15 protein-coding genes are annotated in these 15540 nt (G+C 61.6%); 3 read left to right on the top strand and 12 right to left on the bottom strand.

Features of this window, described 5'->3' with window-relative positions; genetic code table 11:
• Nucleotides 1-483: 483 nt before the first annotated feature.
• From AC56DI_RS16555 to bioB, 10 genes are all read right to left on the bottom strand, one after another.
• Complete coding sequence (locus AC56DI_RS16555; protein ID WP_496347127.1) at nt 484-2262, bottom strand: acyl-CoA dehydrogenase C-terminal domain-containing protein; 1779 nt, start codon at nt 2260-2262, stop codon at nt 484-486.
• Nucleotides 2263-2389: 127 nt separating this feature from the next.
• On the bottom strand, nt 2390-3682 hold the full coding sequence (locus AC56DI_RS16550) for a GGDEF domain-containing protein (RefSeq protein ID WP_496347126.1): 1293 nt from the start codon (nt 3680-3682) through the stop codon (nt 2390-2392).
• Between the two features lie 230 nt (nt 3683-3912).
• Nucleotides 3913-5718 (bottom strand): phenylacyl-CoA dehydrogenase, encoded by a 1806-nt coding sequence (locus tag AC56DI_RS16545; protein WP_496347125.1) that lies wholly within the window; start codon nt 5716-5718, stop codon nt 3913-3915.
• Between the two features lie 164 nt (nt 5719-5882).
• A complete protein-coding gene (locus AC56DI_RS16540) occupies nt 5883-6590 on the bottom strand; it encodes a putative metalloprotease CJM1_0395 family protein (protein WP_496347124.1) in 708 nt (235 codons plus the stop codon).
• A 39-nt stretch (nt 6591-6629) separates the two neighbouring features.
• Entirely contained in the window at nt 6630-6911 is a 282-nt protein-coding gene (locus AC56DI_RS16535; RefSeq protein WP_496347123.1) for a hypothetical protein, read from the bottom strand.
• A 90-nt stretch (nt 6912-7001) separates the two neighbouring features.
• Nucleotides 7002-7706 (bottom strand): dethiobiotin synthase, encoded by a 705-nt coding sequence (gene bioD / locus AC56DI_RS16530; protein ID WP_496347122.1) that lies wholly within the window; start codon nt 7704-7706, stop codon nt 7002-7004.
• Nucleotide 7707: 1 nt separating this feature from the next.
• Complete coding sequence (gene bioC, locus AC56DI_RS16525) at nt 7708-8517, bottom strand: malonyl-ACP O-methyltransferase BioC (RefSeq protein WP_496347121.1); 810 nt, start codon at nt 8515-8517, stop codon at nt 7708-7710.
• Nucleotides 8510-9241, bottom strand: a complete 732-nt coding sequence (locus AC56DI_RS16520) for an alpha/beta fold hydrolase (protein WP_496347120.1) — start codon at nt 9239-9241, stop codon at nt 8510-8512. Before AC56DI_RS16520 ends, bioC begins: the two co-directional genes overlap by 8 nt.
• Nucleotides 9234-10409: an 8-amino-7-oxononanoate synthase gene (gene bioF / locus AC56DI_RS16515; RefSeq protein WP_496347119.1), complete on the bottom strand. Its 1176-nt coding sequence runs from the start codon at nt 10407-10409 to the stop codon at nt 9234-9236. The genes AC56DI_RS16520 and bioF overlap by 8 nt, the downstream gene beginning before the upstream one ends.
• A gap of 156 nt (nt 10410-10565) precedes the next feature.
• Complete coding sequence (gene bioB / locus AC56DI_RS16510) at nt 10566-11624, bottom strand: biotin synthase BioB (RefSeq protein WP_496347118.1); 1059 nt, start codon at nt 11622-11624, stop codon at nt 10566-10568.
• A gap of 98 nt (nt 11625-11722) precedes the next feature.
• Between bioB and AC56DI_RS16505 the strand changes: the two genes are divergently transcribed.
• The 3 genes from AC56DI_RS16505 (at nt 11723) to rarD (ending at nt 14468) form a co-directional block, all read left to right on the top strand.
• Complete coding sequence (locus AC56DI_RS16505) at nt 11723-12457, top strand: ComFC family protein (RefSeq protein WP_496347117.1); 735 nt, start codon at nt 11723-11725, stop codon at nt 12455-12457.
• A 61-nt stretch (nt 12458-12518) separates the two neighbouring features.
• On the top strand, nt 12519-13496 hold the full coding sequence (locus AC56DI_RS16500) for a serine/threonine protein kinase (protein WP_496347116.1): 978 nt from the start codon (nt 12519-12521) through the stop codon (nt 13494-13496).
• An 84-nt stretch (nt 13497-13580) separates the two neighbouring features.
• Nucleotides 13581-14468 (top strand): EamA family transporter RarD, encoded by an 888-nt coding sequence (gene rarD / locus AC56DI_RS16495; protein ID WP_496347115.1) that lies wholly within the window; start codon nt 13581-13583, stop codon nt 14466-14468.
• A gap of 26 nt (nt 14469-14494) precedes the next feature.
• Here the strand turns inward: rarD and AC56DI_RS16490 are convergent, their stop codons facing one another.
• The gene (locus AC56DI_RS16490) at nt 14495-15013 is read right to left on the bottom strand and encodes a glycine cleavage system transcriptional repressor (protein WP_496347114.1); all 519 of its coding nucleotides are present in this window, start codon (nt 15011-15013) and stop codon (nt 14495-14497) included.
• 27 nt (nt 15014-15040) lie between these two features.
• Complete coding sequence (locus AC56DI_RS16485; RefSeq protein WP_496347113.1) at nt 15041-15493, bottom strand: GNAT family N-acetyltransferase; 453 nt, start codon at nt 15491-15493, stop codon at nt 15041-15043.
• Nucleotides 15494-15540: the final 47 nt, after the last annotated feature.

The raw sequence follows: 15540 nt of genomic DNA, 5'->3' as shown, positions 1-15540 counted from the left end.
AACTGAACAGAATTAACCGACACCGCCCATACAACTGATACGTCAATGAAGTGACGTCAATATTATATTTTCAGATTATCGCAATGGCACATGGCCATGCCAGCACAGTTTCCATGCTTCCGACGAAGCAGCAACAAACCTCGACAGCGTGTGCCACCCGTCTTTTCGACAGCTGCGGTCGAGCAAAAAACCTGCGGCAAGCTGCAATTGCAGAAGATGTGCCAAGCTCAAAAGCAAAAAACACAACAAATAGACGCACCTGAAGACCCGCGCACCTCACATCAATATAGATGCTGAATCCATATCTAGGCGCTGGCGCCTGCGATCAGGACGACTGCGGCGAGCCATCGCCGCCGGCCAGGCAAAAAAGCGCCGCCAACCGGCAAAAACAAAAAAGCCCGACAGGTTTGCGCCTGCCGGGCTTTTTGCTTACCACCAATTGACCGTTAACTGCCCGAGTCAGCAGTTAACGGTTTTTGTCACTTAGAACTGCGCCGCTTCAAGCAGGTACAGCGACTCGCTACCAGCCTTGACCGAAGCGGTCAGGGAGTGGATACGCGGCAGCAGACGGGCGAAGAAGAAACGCGCGGTGCCCAGCTTGCTGACATAGAACTCATCCTGATCCTGCTTGGCCAGCGCAGTGCGCGCCATCAGGGCCCACATGTAGGCGTAGGCGGTGTAACCGAACACCTGCAGGTACTCGACCGAGGCGGCACCGACTTCGTTCGGATTAGCCTTGGCGCGTTCCAGCAGATCAGCGGTCATCAGCTCCAGGTTGGCGATGGCGTCTTTCAGCGGGTTAACGAACTCAGCCAGGGACGCATCGGCGCTGTCGGTGAAGGCTTTGATCTCTTCGGCAAAGTGCTTGTAGAACGCACCGCCGCTGCCAACCACCTTGCGGCCGACCAAGTCGAGAGCCTGAATGCCGTTGGTGCCTTCGTAGATCTGGGTGATGCGGCAGTCGCGAATCAGCTGCTCCTGGCCCCACTCACGGATGAAACCGTGGCCGCCGAAGATCTGCTGGCCGTGCACGGTGGCTTCCAGCGCCATATCGGTCAGGAAGGCTTTGGCTACCGGGGTCAGCAAGGCCACCAGCTCTTCCGCACGCTTGCGGGTTGCAGCGTCTTCGCTGAACTTGGCGGTATCCAATTGCATGGCCACGTAGCTGGAGAAGGCACGACCGCCTTCGTTCAGCGCTTTCATGGTCAGCAGCATGCGGCGCACGTCCGGGTGCACGATAATCGGGTCAGCGGCTTTATCTTTGGCTACCGGGCCGGTCGGCGCGCGGCTCTGGATACGGTCACGGGCGTATTCCACGGCGTTCTGGTAGCTGCGCTCACCCAGGGACAGGCCCTGGATACCTACGCCCAGACGCTCGTAGTTCATCATGGTGAACATGGCAGCAAGGCCTTTGTTCGGCGCATCGACGATCCAGCCAGTAGCGCCGTCGAAGTTCATCACGCAGGTGGCCGAAGCCTTGATGCCCATCTTGTGCTCGATCGAGCCGCAAGACAGCGAGTTGTTCTCGCCCAGGGAACCGTCGGCGTTGACCATGACCTTGGGCACCAGGAACAGCGAGATACCTTTCGGACCAGCCGGAGCGTCCGGCAGCTTGGCCAGTACCAGGTGAATGATGTTCTCGGTCAGGTCGTGCTCACCGCCGGTGATAAAGATCTTGGTGCCGGAAATCTTGTAGCTGCCATCGGCCTGCGGTTCGGCCTTGGTGCGGATAATCCCCAAGTCGGTACCGGCGTGCGGCTCGGTCAGGCACATGGAACCCGCCCATACGCCGGAATACATGTTCGGCAGGTACTGCTCTTTCAGCTCTTCACTGGCGTGGGCGTTGATCGACAGGCAAGCACCGGCGGTCAGCATCGGGTACAAGCCGAACGACAGGTTGGCCGAGTTGACCATCTCCTCGACCTGGGCCGAGATTGCCTTGGGCATGCCCATGCCGCCGAACACCGGATCACCACCAACGCCAACCCAGCCACCTTCGGCGTAGGCTTTATAGGCCGCCGGGAAGCCGGCCGGGGTGTTAACCACGCCATTGGTCCAGGCGCAGCCTTCTTCGTCGCCACTGCGATTGAGCGGGGCAATGACGCCTGCGGTGATCTTGCCAGCTTCTTCCAGAATGGCAGCGGCAGTTTCTTCATCGACCACTTCAGCCAAGGCTGGCAATTGTGCCCACAGCTTGGAAACCTCAAATACCTCATTGAGGACGAAGCGCATATCGCGCAGGGGCGCCTTGTAGTCAGCCATGTGCAACCTCACGAAAAAAGACTGGCGGGATAGCCATTTCAAACAGGCGGCGATTGTAGCGAACAACAGGAAAGAGCAAAAGGGTCACTGCGTGACCACCAAAACACAAAAAGTCACGCAACCCTTCTTACGCCTCAACAGCAGCCACCCGCACAGCGCCGCGCCGCACCTGACCGTAGGCCACCACTCGATTTCGCCCAGCCCCTTTGGCACTGTACAGCGCCTGATCAGCAGCCTTGAGCACGGCTTCGGTCGTCAACTGTGCCGCCTGGCGCTGGGCCACACCGATGCTGATCGTCACGGACACACTGCCTGCAGCCTTGGCGCCACGCCTCTGCCGCCCCTGCTGATCATCCCGCGGGCGCTTGTCCTGCTCGCGCAATTGCAGCAGGTAAGTCTCGACGGCGGCGCGCACCACTTCCAGGTGCGGCAGGCATTGCTCGATGGTCTTGCCGGGAAACACCAGCGTGAACTCTTCACCACCATAGCGATAGGCCTTGCCGCCACCCGCGATCTTGCGCAATTGACCGGCCACCACGCGCAGCACCTGATCCCCCACATCATGGCCATGGGTGTCGTTAAACTGTTTGAAATGGTCGACGTCCGCCATCGCAATTACGTACTGGCGACCCAGGCGCTGCAGGTGTTCATTCAGGGCGCGCCGCCCAGGCAAGCCGGTCAGCTCGTCGCGAAAGGCCATTTGGTAGGCTTCATGGGCCACCGCCACGGCAATCATCAGCATGACTTGGCTGCTCATGATGTTAAGCGCCTGCGGCTGAATAAACACCCGCGGCAGCATCCATAACAATCCCAGCAAGCCGACCAGTTGCGCCGCATGCAACGGGCGAGGCTGGCGCAGGTACTGCACCAGCAAGCCGACAAATGCGAGCAGGAACAGGGGATAAACAAACTGGATCATACTCATCCAGGGCGCATGCAACGCCGGCCAACGGATCTCCGCCAGCCAGGCCAGCAGCGCCGCCGGAAAGCGCTGCTGCAGCGCCACAGCCACGCCAACCACAGCCAGCAATACCGCCGCGCGGGCAATCAGATCCTGCGCCAACTGGGTACGCTCCTGCCATGCGGCATACAAGCCATACAACAGCGGCAACAGCAGACAGCAGAGATGAAAAATCAGCGCGCCGTCCTCGCGCACCCGGCCGGTGGCGCGAAAGTAGTCGGTTTGCGTATCCAGCAGAAAATAGCCGAGGTACACCGTGAGCAACAAAAACAGCTCGCGCTGACGGCTATAGACCATACAGAAGGTGCCACCCAGTAGCAGCAGCAGGGTCGGCAGGACATTGAACAGCGAGACAAAGAACTCGCTCAGGGAAACCAGACTCGCCGCCAACAGCCCTGCGCCGAGCAACAGCAGGGAAGGTAGGAAATGACCGAAGCGCAGGGCAGAAAAGCGCGACAAAACAAACTCCAGATAGCAGCAAACAAACGACAGCAATGGCCAGCATTCTGCCTGCTTGGCATCTTTTCGACACCTGATCAGTGCGCAAAACGGCCATTAGCGCTCATTTGGCAGGCGACACCTACGCACTAACGCTGAAGCGAGCATGGCCGCAGACCACTGTAACGCGCACAAAAAAGCCGCGGACCCGAAGGTGCGCGGCTTTTTGCGCCCGAAGGCAGGCTTACAACTTAGTAGCCCAGGGCGAAGTCTTCTTCAGCCATGTCCATCAAGTTGTTGGCGCCCGACAGCATGGTCACAACCAGGCCACGGGTACGCGGCAGGATGCGCTGGAAGTAGAAACGCGCAGTCTGCAGCTTGGCCTTGTAGAAGGCCTCTTCGTCGGTACCGGCAGCCAATTTCTCAGCAGCCAGACGCGCCATGTCAGCCCAGAAGTAAGCCAGGCAGGCGTAACCAGAGTACATCAGGTAGTCCACCGAAGCGGCACCGACTTCTTCACGGTCTTTCATCGCGGCCATACCCACTTTCATGGTGATGTCGCCCCACTCTTTGTTCAGCTCAGCCAGCGGCGCAACGAACTCCTTGACGGCATCGTTGGCTTCGTTGGTCTGGCAGAACTTGTGGATGATCTTGGTGAAGCCCTTCAGCGCTCCGCCTTGAGTCATCAGGATCTTGCGACCCAGCAGGTCCAGCGCCTGGATACCGGTGGTACCTTCGTACAGCATGGAAATACGGCTGTCGCGAACGTTCTGCTCCATGCCCCACTCGGCGATGAAGCCGTGGCCGCCATAGATCTGCACGCCGTGGTTAGCCGCTTCGAAGCCCACTTCAGTCATGAACGCTTTGGCGATCGGAGTCAGGAAAGCCAGCAGACCATCGGCGGCTTTCTTGTCTTCTTCGTTCTCGCTGTACTTGACGATGTCGACCTGCTTGGCAGTGAAGTACACCATCGCACGGTTGCCTTCGGCGAAGGCTTTCATGGTCAGCAGCATACGACGCACGTCCGGGTGGACGATGATCGGGTCAGCCGCTTTGTCCGGCGCTTTCGGGCCAGTCAGGGAGCGCATCTGTAGACGCTCACGAGCGTACTTCAGGCCGCCTTGGAAGCCGATTTCGGCGTGAGCCAGACCCTGCAGAGCAGTACCCAGACGGGCAGTGTTCATGAAGGTGAACATGCAGTTCAGGCCTTTGTTGGCTGGGCCGATCAGGAAACCGGTGGCGCCATCAAAGTTCATCACGCAGGTAGCGTTACCGTGGATGCCCATCTTGTGTTCGAGCGAGCCGCAGGAAACGGCGTTGCGCGAACCAACCGAACCGTCTGCGTTCACATTGAACTTCGGCACGATGAACAGCGAAATACCTTTGGTGCCCTGCGGGGCGTCCGGCAGGCGAGCCAGTACGATGTGGACGATGTTATCGGCCATGTCGTGTTCGCCAGCGGAGATGAAGATTTTGGTGCCGGACACTTTGTACGAACCATCAGCCTGAGGCTCGGCCTTGGTGCGCAGCATGCCCAGGTCGGTGCCGCAGTGCGGCTCGGTCAGGCACATGGTGCCGGTCCACTCACCGGAAACCAGCTTGGTCAGGTAGGTGTGCTTCTGGTCGTCAGTACCATGCTCGGCGAGGGTATTCATCGCGCCATGGGACAGACCTGGGTACATGCCCCACGACCAGTTGGATTCGCCAACCAGCTCGCTCAGCACCAGACCGAGGGACTCCGGCAGGCCTTGGCCGCCGTGATCAACGTCGTGGGACAGGCTCGGCCAGCCACCTTCAACGTACTGCTGGTAGGCTTCTTTAAAGCCAGTCGGGGTCTTAACGCCGGACTCGCTCCAGGTGCAACCTTCGATGTCACCGGTGCGGTTCAGCGGAGCCAGTACCTGCTCACAAAACTTGGCGCCTTCCTCGAGGATGGCGTTGACCATGTCCGGGGTAGCGTCCTGGCAAGCCGGCAGGCTTTGATAATGCGCTTCGTAGCCGAGCAGCTCGTCACGAACGAAGCGAATATCACGCAAGGGGGCCTTGTAGTCAGGCATAGCGAATAACCTCTGCTGTAAATTCCTAGTAAGGGTGACCGGTTTACCAGTCGCTTGCGGGATCACTCCCAGCCGCCCAGCAATTGATGCGGGCCAGCAATCAAACAGGCGTTTGAAACATACGTTTACGCCCTAGCCTTGTCAAGCATCTGCAGATGCGTAAATCAGGCGATCAGATCAACCATCGCTGCCGGCTCCTGCAGCTGGCTCAAGCGCCGGTATAACTGCAGATTAGGCGTTAAGTCGAAATTCTGCTGCTCCACTTCAGGCTCCGCCTGTTGATCTTGTTCGGCTTGCTCCTGCTCCTTACGCGCCAAAGACTCAGCCTTGCGCTCTGCCGCCGCGGCGGCAACCTCCTCACGCTGTAGCGCGGCCAACTCGCTGCGGGCCTGCGCAGCCAGCACTTGCGCCTGCGCCGCTACGCGCAAATCCTGGGCAGATGGCTCAGCCGGCGCGAGCGCGGCTTGCTGCACCAGCTCCATTTTGCGCAAGGTGGCAGCGGGATCATTGGGAATAGGAGAGACGTCGATACTGACCTCGCCACTCACCGCGTAGGTCTGACCATCAGGACCGCGTTTGAAACTGTAGGTTGGCGCGCCAGCATAGCTGCCGCCCACGGCAGCATGAGCCTGTTCGTGACTGCGCACTTCGCGATCACGGCTGGCCAATTCGGAAATTTGCTGTTGCTGCAGGGCTTGTTGCTGAGGGGAAGCGGCGGCATTTCCTGACGCTGCATCAACCGCGGGCTTAGCGTCACGCTCTGAACCGGCAGATGACGAAGACTTACTTGAGTTTGCGGAGGTGACAGGCGAACGCACAACCTGCGCTGGCGACACAGCCAACGCCTGGGAAGCCTGCGAATTAATATTCATCTGGCCCCTCCCCGCCTGTGCGGGAGGCCGTTAAGCCGTCTAGGCGCGGGTATCGAGCATGGTGCCAAGCACCGCGTCGGCGGTTTCAAGCACACGGGTGCCGGCCTGAACTTCAACTTTGCCCACCTGCAAATCCACCAAGCTGCTAGCCAGATCTACCGGCCGCGCCTCGCTGACGGAAGGCGTGCTCGGCTCCACCGCCGGCGCAGCCTGGGGCAGCCCGGCACCGGCAATCTGTGCCGCAGCCTGATCCACCCGGCGCTGGCCGTTCTGGATGCTGCTCAAGCCCGAACTGAAGGCACTGCTGCCTGAAATCTCCATCACTCAACTCCAACCTGCTCAATCTTCATTTCATTGAAGCCGAGTTTGTTCAATAAATATACAAACAAAAGGCAATCACGCCGCAATCGCTTATAGCCCAACGCTTGCAGGCGCCAACCCCAAAAGACTGATATCCAGGTGCCGAGCCACCGCCGCAGCGCCGGCCTGGTCCAGTCGCGGCACCCGACCCAAGCAGGGCGCCGCCAGTCGCTCAGTCAAGGTGCGCAGGTTGTCATCCAGACGCGAGGTCTGCGGATCGAGCACATTAGCCACCCAGCCCGCGAGGCGCAAACCATCGCGGGCAATGGCCTCGGCCGTCAGCAACGCATGGTTGATACAGCCCAGGCGCACACCCACCACCAGGATCACCGGTAAATCGAGGGCGACTGGCAGATCGGCCAGCGTCGCCTGCTCGTCCAACGGTACCCGCCAACCGCCGGCACCCTCGACCAAGGTAAAGTCCGCCTGCTGCGCAAGCACTGCCTGCACGGCGGCGGCCAGGGCATCTACCTTAAGCTCCACCCCCGCCTCACGGGCCGCAAGGTGCGGAGCAATGGCCGGGGCAAAAGCAAATGGATTGACCTCGGCATAACTCAACGGCAGCGAGCACTCGGCCAGCAGCGCCAGCGCATCACTGTTGCGCAGGCCGTCCGCGCCGGCTTCGCACCCGGAGGCCACCGGCTTGACTGCCGCAGTGCTCAAGCCCGCCAGCCGCGCCGCGCGCAACAGGCCGGCGGCGATGGTGGTTTTACCCACATCGGTATCGGTACCGGTGACGAAGAACGCAGCACTCATCTCAGAATTCCTTTTGCAGCACGGCATATACCACTTGATAGGTGGCCGGCAGCCCTTGGGGTTGGCGAAAACCCTCATAGGCCGCGAGCAAGGCGCGAATACGCTCACGCCCGGTCAGGCCGCCGAGGCGTCCGGGATTAAGATTATGGGCACCCAAGGCCTTCAACTCGCCCGTCAAGCTGCGCACATCCGGGTAATGCAGCACCTGCGGCTGCATCTGCAACGCTCGCACGCGCATGCCGCTGCCTGCGCAAAGGTGCTGATAGGTGCTCAAGGCGCGAAAGCGATTGACGTGCACATGGCCATCCACCGCCTGCCAGCTGGCCTGCAGCTCGTGCAGGGTGCCAACACACAGGCTACTGAACGCCAGCACGCCCGCTGGACGCAGCACTCGGCGCGCTTCAGCAAGAACCCTGGCAAAGTCGCCACACCACTGCAACGCCAGGCTGGAGACCAGCAAATCGCAGCTATCTGTCGCCAGCGGCAAACGCTCGGCATCGCCCGCAATAAAGTGTGCGGCGCCCCCAAGGGGCCGGGCGTGGCGCAGCATGCCTTCGGCCAAGTCAACAGCCAGCCCTTGTCCTGCACCGTAGCGCTTGGCCAGGGCACGGGTGCAATAGCCGGTACCACAGCCCAGATCCAGCCAGCGCCGCGGGCGCAAATCGGCGGGCAACTGCGCCAGCAAGGTGTCGGCAACCGTACGCTGCAGTGCCGCCACGCTGTCGTAACTGGCAGCAGCACGGGAAAACGAAGCCGCCACCTGACGCTTGTCCGGCACGCCCGGCAACGGCACTTGGGCCAGATCAGTCATCCTCGACCTCATGCAGAAAAGCTTGAATAGCGGCCGCCACTTCATGGGGGCGCTCAACCACGAAGGCGTGACCGACCTGCTCAATCAGGCCCACCTCCACATCCGGCAACAGCGCCAACAAGGCGCCCGCGGCCTCGGACGGTACCAGCCCATCGTCAGCACCGAACAGGTGCAGCTGCGGGCCGGCGAACTCTTGCAGCGCCGCACGGGTATCCATGGCCGCCAGCAACGCCAAGCCCTGCAGCAGCGCCTCGGGTGCCACCACGGGCGCGGCGGACGCCAACAATCGCGCCATGCCGCGGGCATCTTCAGCACCCTGAGCACAGAGCATACTGAAGCGTTTCAGGCATACGGCCGGAGTGGCCGCGCACGCCGCCTGAAACGCAGCAAAGGTGTCGGCCAGCATGGCCTGGGACCAGTCCTCACGAGCCACAAAACAGGCATTGCTGGCCATCGTCAGCAACCCACAGCAACGCTCGCCACGCCGTGCAGCCAACTCGGCCGCAAGCATGCCGCCGAGGGACCAACCGCCCAGCCAGACATCCTCCGGCAACGCGCTGTCCAGCTCGTCCAGCCACTCATCGAGGTCGGCCGAACCTGGCGCCGGCAACGCTTCAATCTGCACTCGCAGCCGCTCATCCAGCCCCTGCAACGCTGCCGCCAGCGGCTCCAGCGGCGCACTGCCGAGCCCCCAGCCAGGCAACAAAACCAGTCGATTACGCATCTTCACTCTCACCCAGCAACGGCCAGCACTCGGCCAAGGCGTGTAACAGTAGTTCCAGCTGCGCCTCGCTGTGAGCGGCACTGAGGGTGACACGCAAGCGGGCACTGCCAGCGGGCACGGTGGGCGGACGAATCGCCGTGACCAGCAGGCCGCGCGCGCGCAGCAGGGCCGACAGCCGTAACGCACGGGCGCTGTCGCCAATCAAGATCGGTTGGATCGGCGTAGCGCTGTCCATCAGGGTCAGACCAATCGCAGCGGCGCCCTCACGGAAACGCGCGATGAGCTTATTCAGGTGTTCGCGGCGCCAGCTTTCCGCGTGCAACAGTTCCAGACTTTTCAGGGTGGCGCAGGCCACTGCTGGCGGCTGGCTGGTGGTGTAAATATACGGCCGAGCGAACTGAATCAGCGTCTCAATCAACTCTTCGCTGCCAGCGACAAAAGCGCCGGCGGTGCCGAAAGCCTTGCCCAAGGTGCCGACCAGCACCTGCACATCCTCGACGCCCAAGCCGAAGTGCTCGACGATGCCGCCACCCGTAGCACCAAGCGGACCGAAGCCGTGGGCATCATCAACCAGCACCCAGGCGTCCTTTTGCTTTGCCGCCGCGCACAGCGCCGGCAGGTCGGCCAGATCGCCGTCCATGCTGAACACGCCATCGGTGACCACCAGGGTGTTACCCGTGGCTTTCTGCAGACGGCTGGCCAAGCTCACGGCATCGTTGTGCAGGTAGCGGGAGAAGCGCGCCCCGGACAACAAACCAGCATCCAGCAAAGAGGCGTGGTTGATGCGGTCTTCCAGCACCGTGTCGCCCTGGCCGACCAGCGCGGTGACGGCCGCCAGGTTGGCCATATAGCCAGTAGAAAACAGCAGCGCCCGCGGCCGCCCGGTAAATTCAGCCAGCGCCTCCTCTAACTCGTGGTGCGGCGTGCTGTGGCCAAGTACCAAGTGCGAGGCGCCGCCACCAACACCCCATTTGGCCGCGCCCTGCTGCATGGCCGCGATCACCTCAGGGTGATTGGCCAGGCCCAGGTAGTCGTTGGAGCAGAACGCCAACAGCCGCTCACCCTCAACCACGACCTCAGGACCCTGCGGGCTTTGCAGATGGGGACGCTGGCGATACAGATGGGCGTTGCGGCGCTCATTAAGGCGAGTGGCAAGATCGAAGCTCATGGGAAGCGACTCTTTGCGTAGGCGCGAGCGTGCTCGCGAACCGGGAGGGGCACAGCTGCACAAGCCGTAGGGTGGATGACGCCGTTTTCATCCACCGCAACGCCGGCGTCCATGGTGGATGGATAAAGCGCCATCCACCCTACGAACTGATCGGCGTTAGACCGAAGCAGCGTTGTAGAACAGCTTGGAATCGCGCTGCTCGATCAGGGCCTGCTCGATGGCCGCCTGATGCACTTCGTCAGCATGCTCCTCACGGGCTTCCGGCTTGATGCCGAGACGGGCAAACAACTGCATGTCCTTGTCGGCCTGCGGGTTGGCCGTGGTCAGCAGCTTGTCGCCGTAGAAGATCGAGTTAGCGCCAGCGAGGAAGGCCAGGGCCTGCATTTGCTCGTTCATCGCCTCGCGACCAGCGGACAGGCGCACATGGGATTGCGGCATGAGGATGCGAGCCACGGCGAGCATGCGGATAAAGTCGAACGGATCGACCTCCTCGGCATTCTCCAGCGGCGTACCGGCAACTTTAACCAGCATGTTGATTGGCACCGACTCTGGATGCTCTGGCAGGTTGGCCAACTGGATCAGCAGACCGGCGCGGTCGTCCAGGGACTCGCCCATGCCGAGAATGCCGCCGGAGCAGATCTTCATCCCCGCATCGCGCACGTAGCTGAGGGTTTCTAGACGATCAGCGTAGGTGCGAGTAGTAATGATATTGCCGTAGAACTCCGGCGAGGTGTCCAGGTTATGGTTGTAGTAATCCAGACCGGCCTGGGCCAGCGCAGTGGTCTGTTCCTGGTCGAGCTTGCCGAGGGTCATGCAGGTTTCCAGGCCCATGGCCTTCACGCCTTTGACCATCTCCAGCACGTAAGGCATGTCCTTGGCGGACGGATGCTTCCAGGCGGCGCCCATGCAGAAACGGGTCGAGCCGATGGCTTTGGCGCGGGCGGCCTCTTCCAGCACCTTCTGCACTTCCAGCAGTTTTTCCTTTTCCAGCCCGGTGTTGTAGTGACCGGACTGCGGGCAGTACTTGCAGTCTTCCGGGCAGGCGCCGGTCTTGATCGACAGCAGGGTGGAGACTTGCACTCGGTTGGCGTTGAAGTGCCCACGGTGCACCGTCTGCGCCTGGAACAGCAGGTCATTGAACGGCTGTTGAAACAGGGCTTTGACCTCGGCCAGAGACCAGTCGTGACGCAAGTTGGCGGAAGTGGACGCGCTCATCGGATGTTCCTTATTAGTAGTTGGTGCCTGCACTAAAGTAATTAGCGCCCGGTAGAAAACAGCACCACACGGATGTTTGGCATAGTTAGGGAAGGCTTATGCGCTGTCAACCAACACACGACAAGCCAGTTTACATCTGGTTAAAAAACGCACACACCTGTTTGCTTTGCGACGAACCTAGCGACAGCCCACAGGCCTTGTGCAGCGCCTGTGAGGCCGAACTGCCCTGGCTCGGCAGCCACTGCCGGATCTGCGCCCTGCCCCTGGCGACCACGGGACTCATCTGCGGCGCCTGCCTGCGCAAACCACCAGCATTCGAGCGAGTCGAGGCCGCCTGGCGCTACGACTTCCCATTGGACAGCCTGATCACCCGCTTCAAGCATCAGGCGCAATGGCCATTGGGACGCCTGCTGGGTGAGTTGCTGTCACATCATCTGCAACATGCCTTTAGTGAAGGCCTGACCAGGCCGGATCTGTTGCTGCCGGTGCCGCTGTCCAGCCGACGCCTGCGCCAGCGCGGCTTCAACCAGGCCGGCATGTTGGCGCGCTGGCTCAGCCAAAGCCTGCAGCTCACGCTGAGCGAGCACTTACTGCAACGCCGCCAGGACACGCCTGCCCAGCAACAACTGAGTGCCGCCCAGCGCCGACGCAATCTGCGCCAGGCCTTTGAGCTGGCAGCAGAGGGTCAGGTCAAAGGCCTGCATCTGGCCGTGGTCGACGACGTACTCACCACCGGCGCCACCGCCGAGAGCATCGCCCGTCTGCTGCGCAAGGCCGGCGCCGCACGGGTGGACGTTTACTGCCTGGCGCGCACGCCGAAACCGGGCGACTAAGACCCAACAACTGCGCCAACGCCAGCGTACACTGGCGACCCCACGCCGCCCGGATACGATCATGAGCCACCCATTTGCTGCCCTGACCCCAGACCTGGTGCTGGATGCCGTCGAGAGCATTGGCTACCTGTCCGACGCCCGCGTGCTGGCCCTGAACAGCTACGAAAACCGCGTTTATCAGGTCGGCATCGACGACGAACAGCCGCTGATTGCCAAGTTCTACCGCCCCGAGCGCTGGACCGATGCGGCGATCCGCGAGGAGCACAGCTTCAGCCTCGAGCTGGCCGAGCACGAAGTGCCGGTGGTGGCACCACTGATGCGTGACGGCGAAACCCTGTTCGAGCACGCCGGCTTTCGTTTCGCGCTGTTTCCCCGGCGTGGCGGCCGTGCGCCGGAGCCGGGCAATCTGGACCAGCTCTATCGCCTCGGCGGCCTGCTCGGGCGGATGCATGCGATTGCCGCGATCAAGCCATTCGAACACCGCGAAATCACCTCTGTGAGCCACTTCGGCGACGCCTCGCTGACCACCCTGCTGGAAGGCAACTTTATCCCCCGCGGTTTGCTGCCAGCCTACGAGTCGGTGGCCCGCGACCTGCTCAAGCGCCTGCACGACCTGTTTGCTGCCACACCCTATCAAGCCATCCGTATTCACGGTGACTGCCATCCGGGCAACCTGCTGTGCCGCGACGACAGCTTCCACATGGTTGACCTCGACGACTGCCGCATGGGCCCGGCAGTGCAGGATTTGTGGATGATGCTCGGCGGCGGCGAGCGCCACGAGCGCCTGTCGCAACTGGCCGAGCTAATGGAGGGCTATCAGGAGTTCCACGACTTCCACCCGCGTGAACTGGCCCTGATCGAAGGCCTGCGCAGCCTGCGCCTGATGCACTACAGCGCCTGGCTAGCGCGGCGCTGGGACGACCCGGCGTTCCCCATGAGCTTCCCGTGGTTCGGCAGCGAGCGCTATTGGGGTGAGCAGATATTGATCCTGCGCGAGCAACTGTCGGCGCTGGATGAAGAGCCGCTGCGGCTATTTTAAACCGAAAAAACCTGAGCAAGCGGACAAGCAAGGCATCCCGACAGTACACTGCACCGCAGCTTGCCCACGCTTGCCAGGACATCCATGAACACCGTCAACCCGCGCCGCGGCTATCTGCTGGGCCTCAGCGCTTATATTGTCTGGGGCCTGTTCCCGCTGTATTTCAAGGCCATTGCCGAAGTACCGGCACGGGAGATCATCGCCCACCGGATCATCTGGTCTGCCCTCGGCGGTGCTTTGCTGTTGCTGGTTTGGAAGCACCCTAACTGGTGGCGCGACCTTTGCGCCAATCCGCGGCGCCTGGCGGTACTGAGTTGCAGTGGCTTGCTGATTGCCGCGAACTGGCTGCTGTATGTATGGGCAGTAAATAACGGACGCATGCTCGAAGCCAGCCTGGGCTACTACATCAACCCCCTGCTCAACGTGCTATTGGGCATGCTGCTGCTCGGCGAACGCCTGCGCCGCCTGCAATGGCTGGCCGTTGGCCTGGCAGCACTGGGCGTGCTGCAACAACTCTGGCAGGTGGGTAGCCTGCCCTGGCTGTCCCTGGCGCTGGCCGGTAGTTTTGCTTTTTATGGTTTGATCCGCAAACAGGCGCCGGTGGCCGCCCTACCTGGGCTGGTGGTGGAAACCTGGTTGCTGCTGCCTGTCGCGCTGATCTGGCTACTGCTCAATCCGCAGGCCGGCAGCCTGCAACCAGCCTTCTGGAGCAGCTCCCAGGCGTTGTGGCTGATGGCGGCGGGGCCCATCACCTTGCTGCCACTGCTGTGCTTCAACGCTGCTGCGCGCCACCTGCCTTACACCACCCTGGGTTTTTTGCAGTACATCGCCCCGACTCTGGTGGCACTGCAGGCGGTGTTGCTGTTTGATGAGCACTTCGAGCCGAGCAAACTGCTGACGTTCGCCCTGATCTGGGCCGGCCTGCTGGTCTACAGCCTGGATGCCTGGCTCACCCTGCGCCGCCAGCGCTGAGCGGCGCTCGCCAGCAGGGACAGCGTTCAAGCCTCAGTGCGCAGGCGCAGCTCCACCATCAAATCATCGGCCAGGGTTTCCAGTCTGCTCTGCAACACCTCCAGGCTCAGGCTCAGCGGCACCGCCAGCACGGCCTCAGCATGGAACAGCGGCTCGCTGCTCATCGGTGCCGGCGCCACTGAAGTCGCCAGGCTTTCCAGATTGACACCCAGTTCAGCCAGTAAACGGGTGATGTCACGCACGATCCCCGGCCGGTCGTTGCCGACCAGATCGAGCAAAATCGGCTTCCAAGTGCAGGACGGCTGAATGCCACTTTCCGCCAGCAGCACGCGAATGTTCTGCGCACTCAAGGCGTGCAGGGCTTCGACCAGCTCATCGTAGGCCTCGGCCGGTACCCCAACGCGCAGAATCCCAGCGAACTGGCCGTCCATGCGCGACATGCGACTTTCCAGCCAATTGCCACCATGGGCGGCGATGCACTGCGCGACCTTTTCCACCAGCCCCGGCTGATCGGGGGCAATTACCGTCAAGACCAGATGATTCACAGACATCTCCTTATCAATTCGGGCCCCTCATGTATTCGCCAAGCTTAGCCAATACGTCAGGTACAGCTCGTCGCGCACATAGCCCAGGCGCTCGTACAAGGCCTGGCCGGCCAGATTGGTCTTCGCCGTTTCTAGTTGCAGGCCGCACGCACCGCTCGCCTCGGCATAGGCGCGAGCGGCATTCATCAACGCCTCGCCGACGCCCTGACGGCGAGCACTGGGCAGTACAAACAAATCACTGAGCAACCAGGACGGCGCCAACGCCAGGGATGACTGCAGTGGGTAGAGCTGAGTAAAGCCTTGGGCCATACCCTGTTCATCGCGGGCGATAAACAGCTGAGCATCGCCGCGCTGCAGGCGCTCATATAGAAAGGCATGAATCTCCCCGGCCGGCCGTGGCACTTGGTAGAACTGCAGATAGCCGGCAAACAGCGGCACCAGTGCATCGAGATCAGCAACACCAACCGCAGTTACAGACATGAGTGACTCCCGGCAGAATTTCAGGCGAGTATAGCCAGGCGGCCATT

It is taken from the genome of Pseudomonas sp. BGA-UO-ETr-WB11 (genome assembly GCF_059567785.1).
This window is presented reverse-complemented; position numbering and strand designations above follow the sequence as displayed.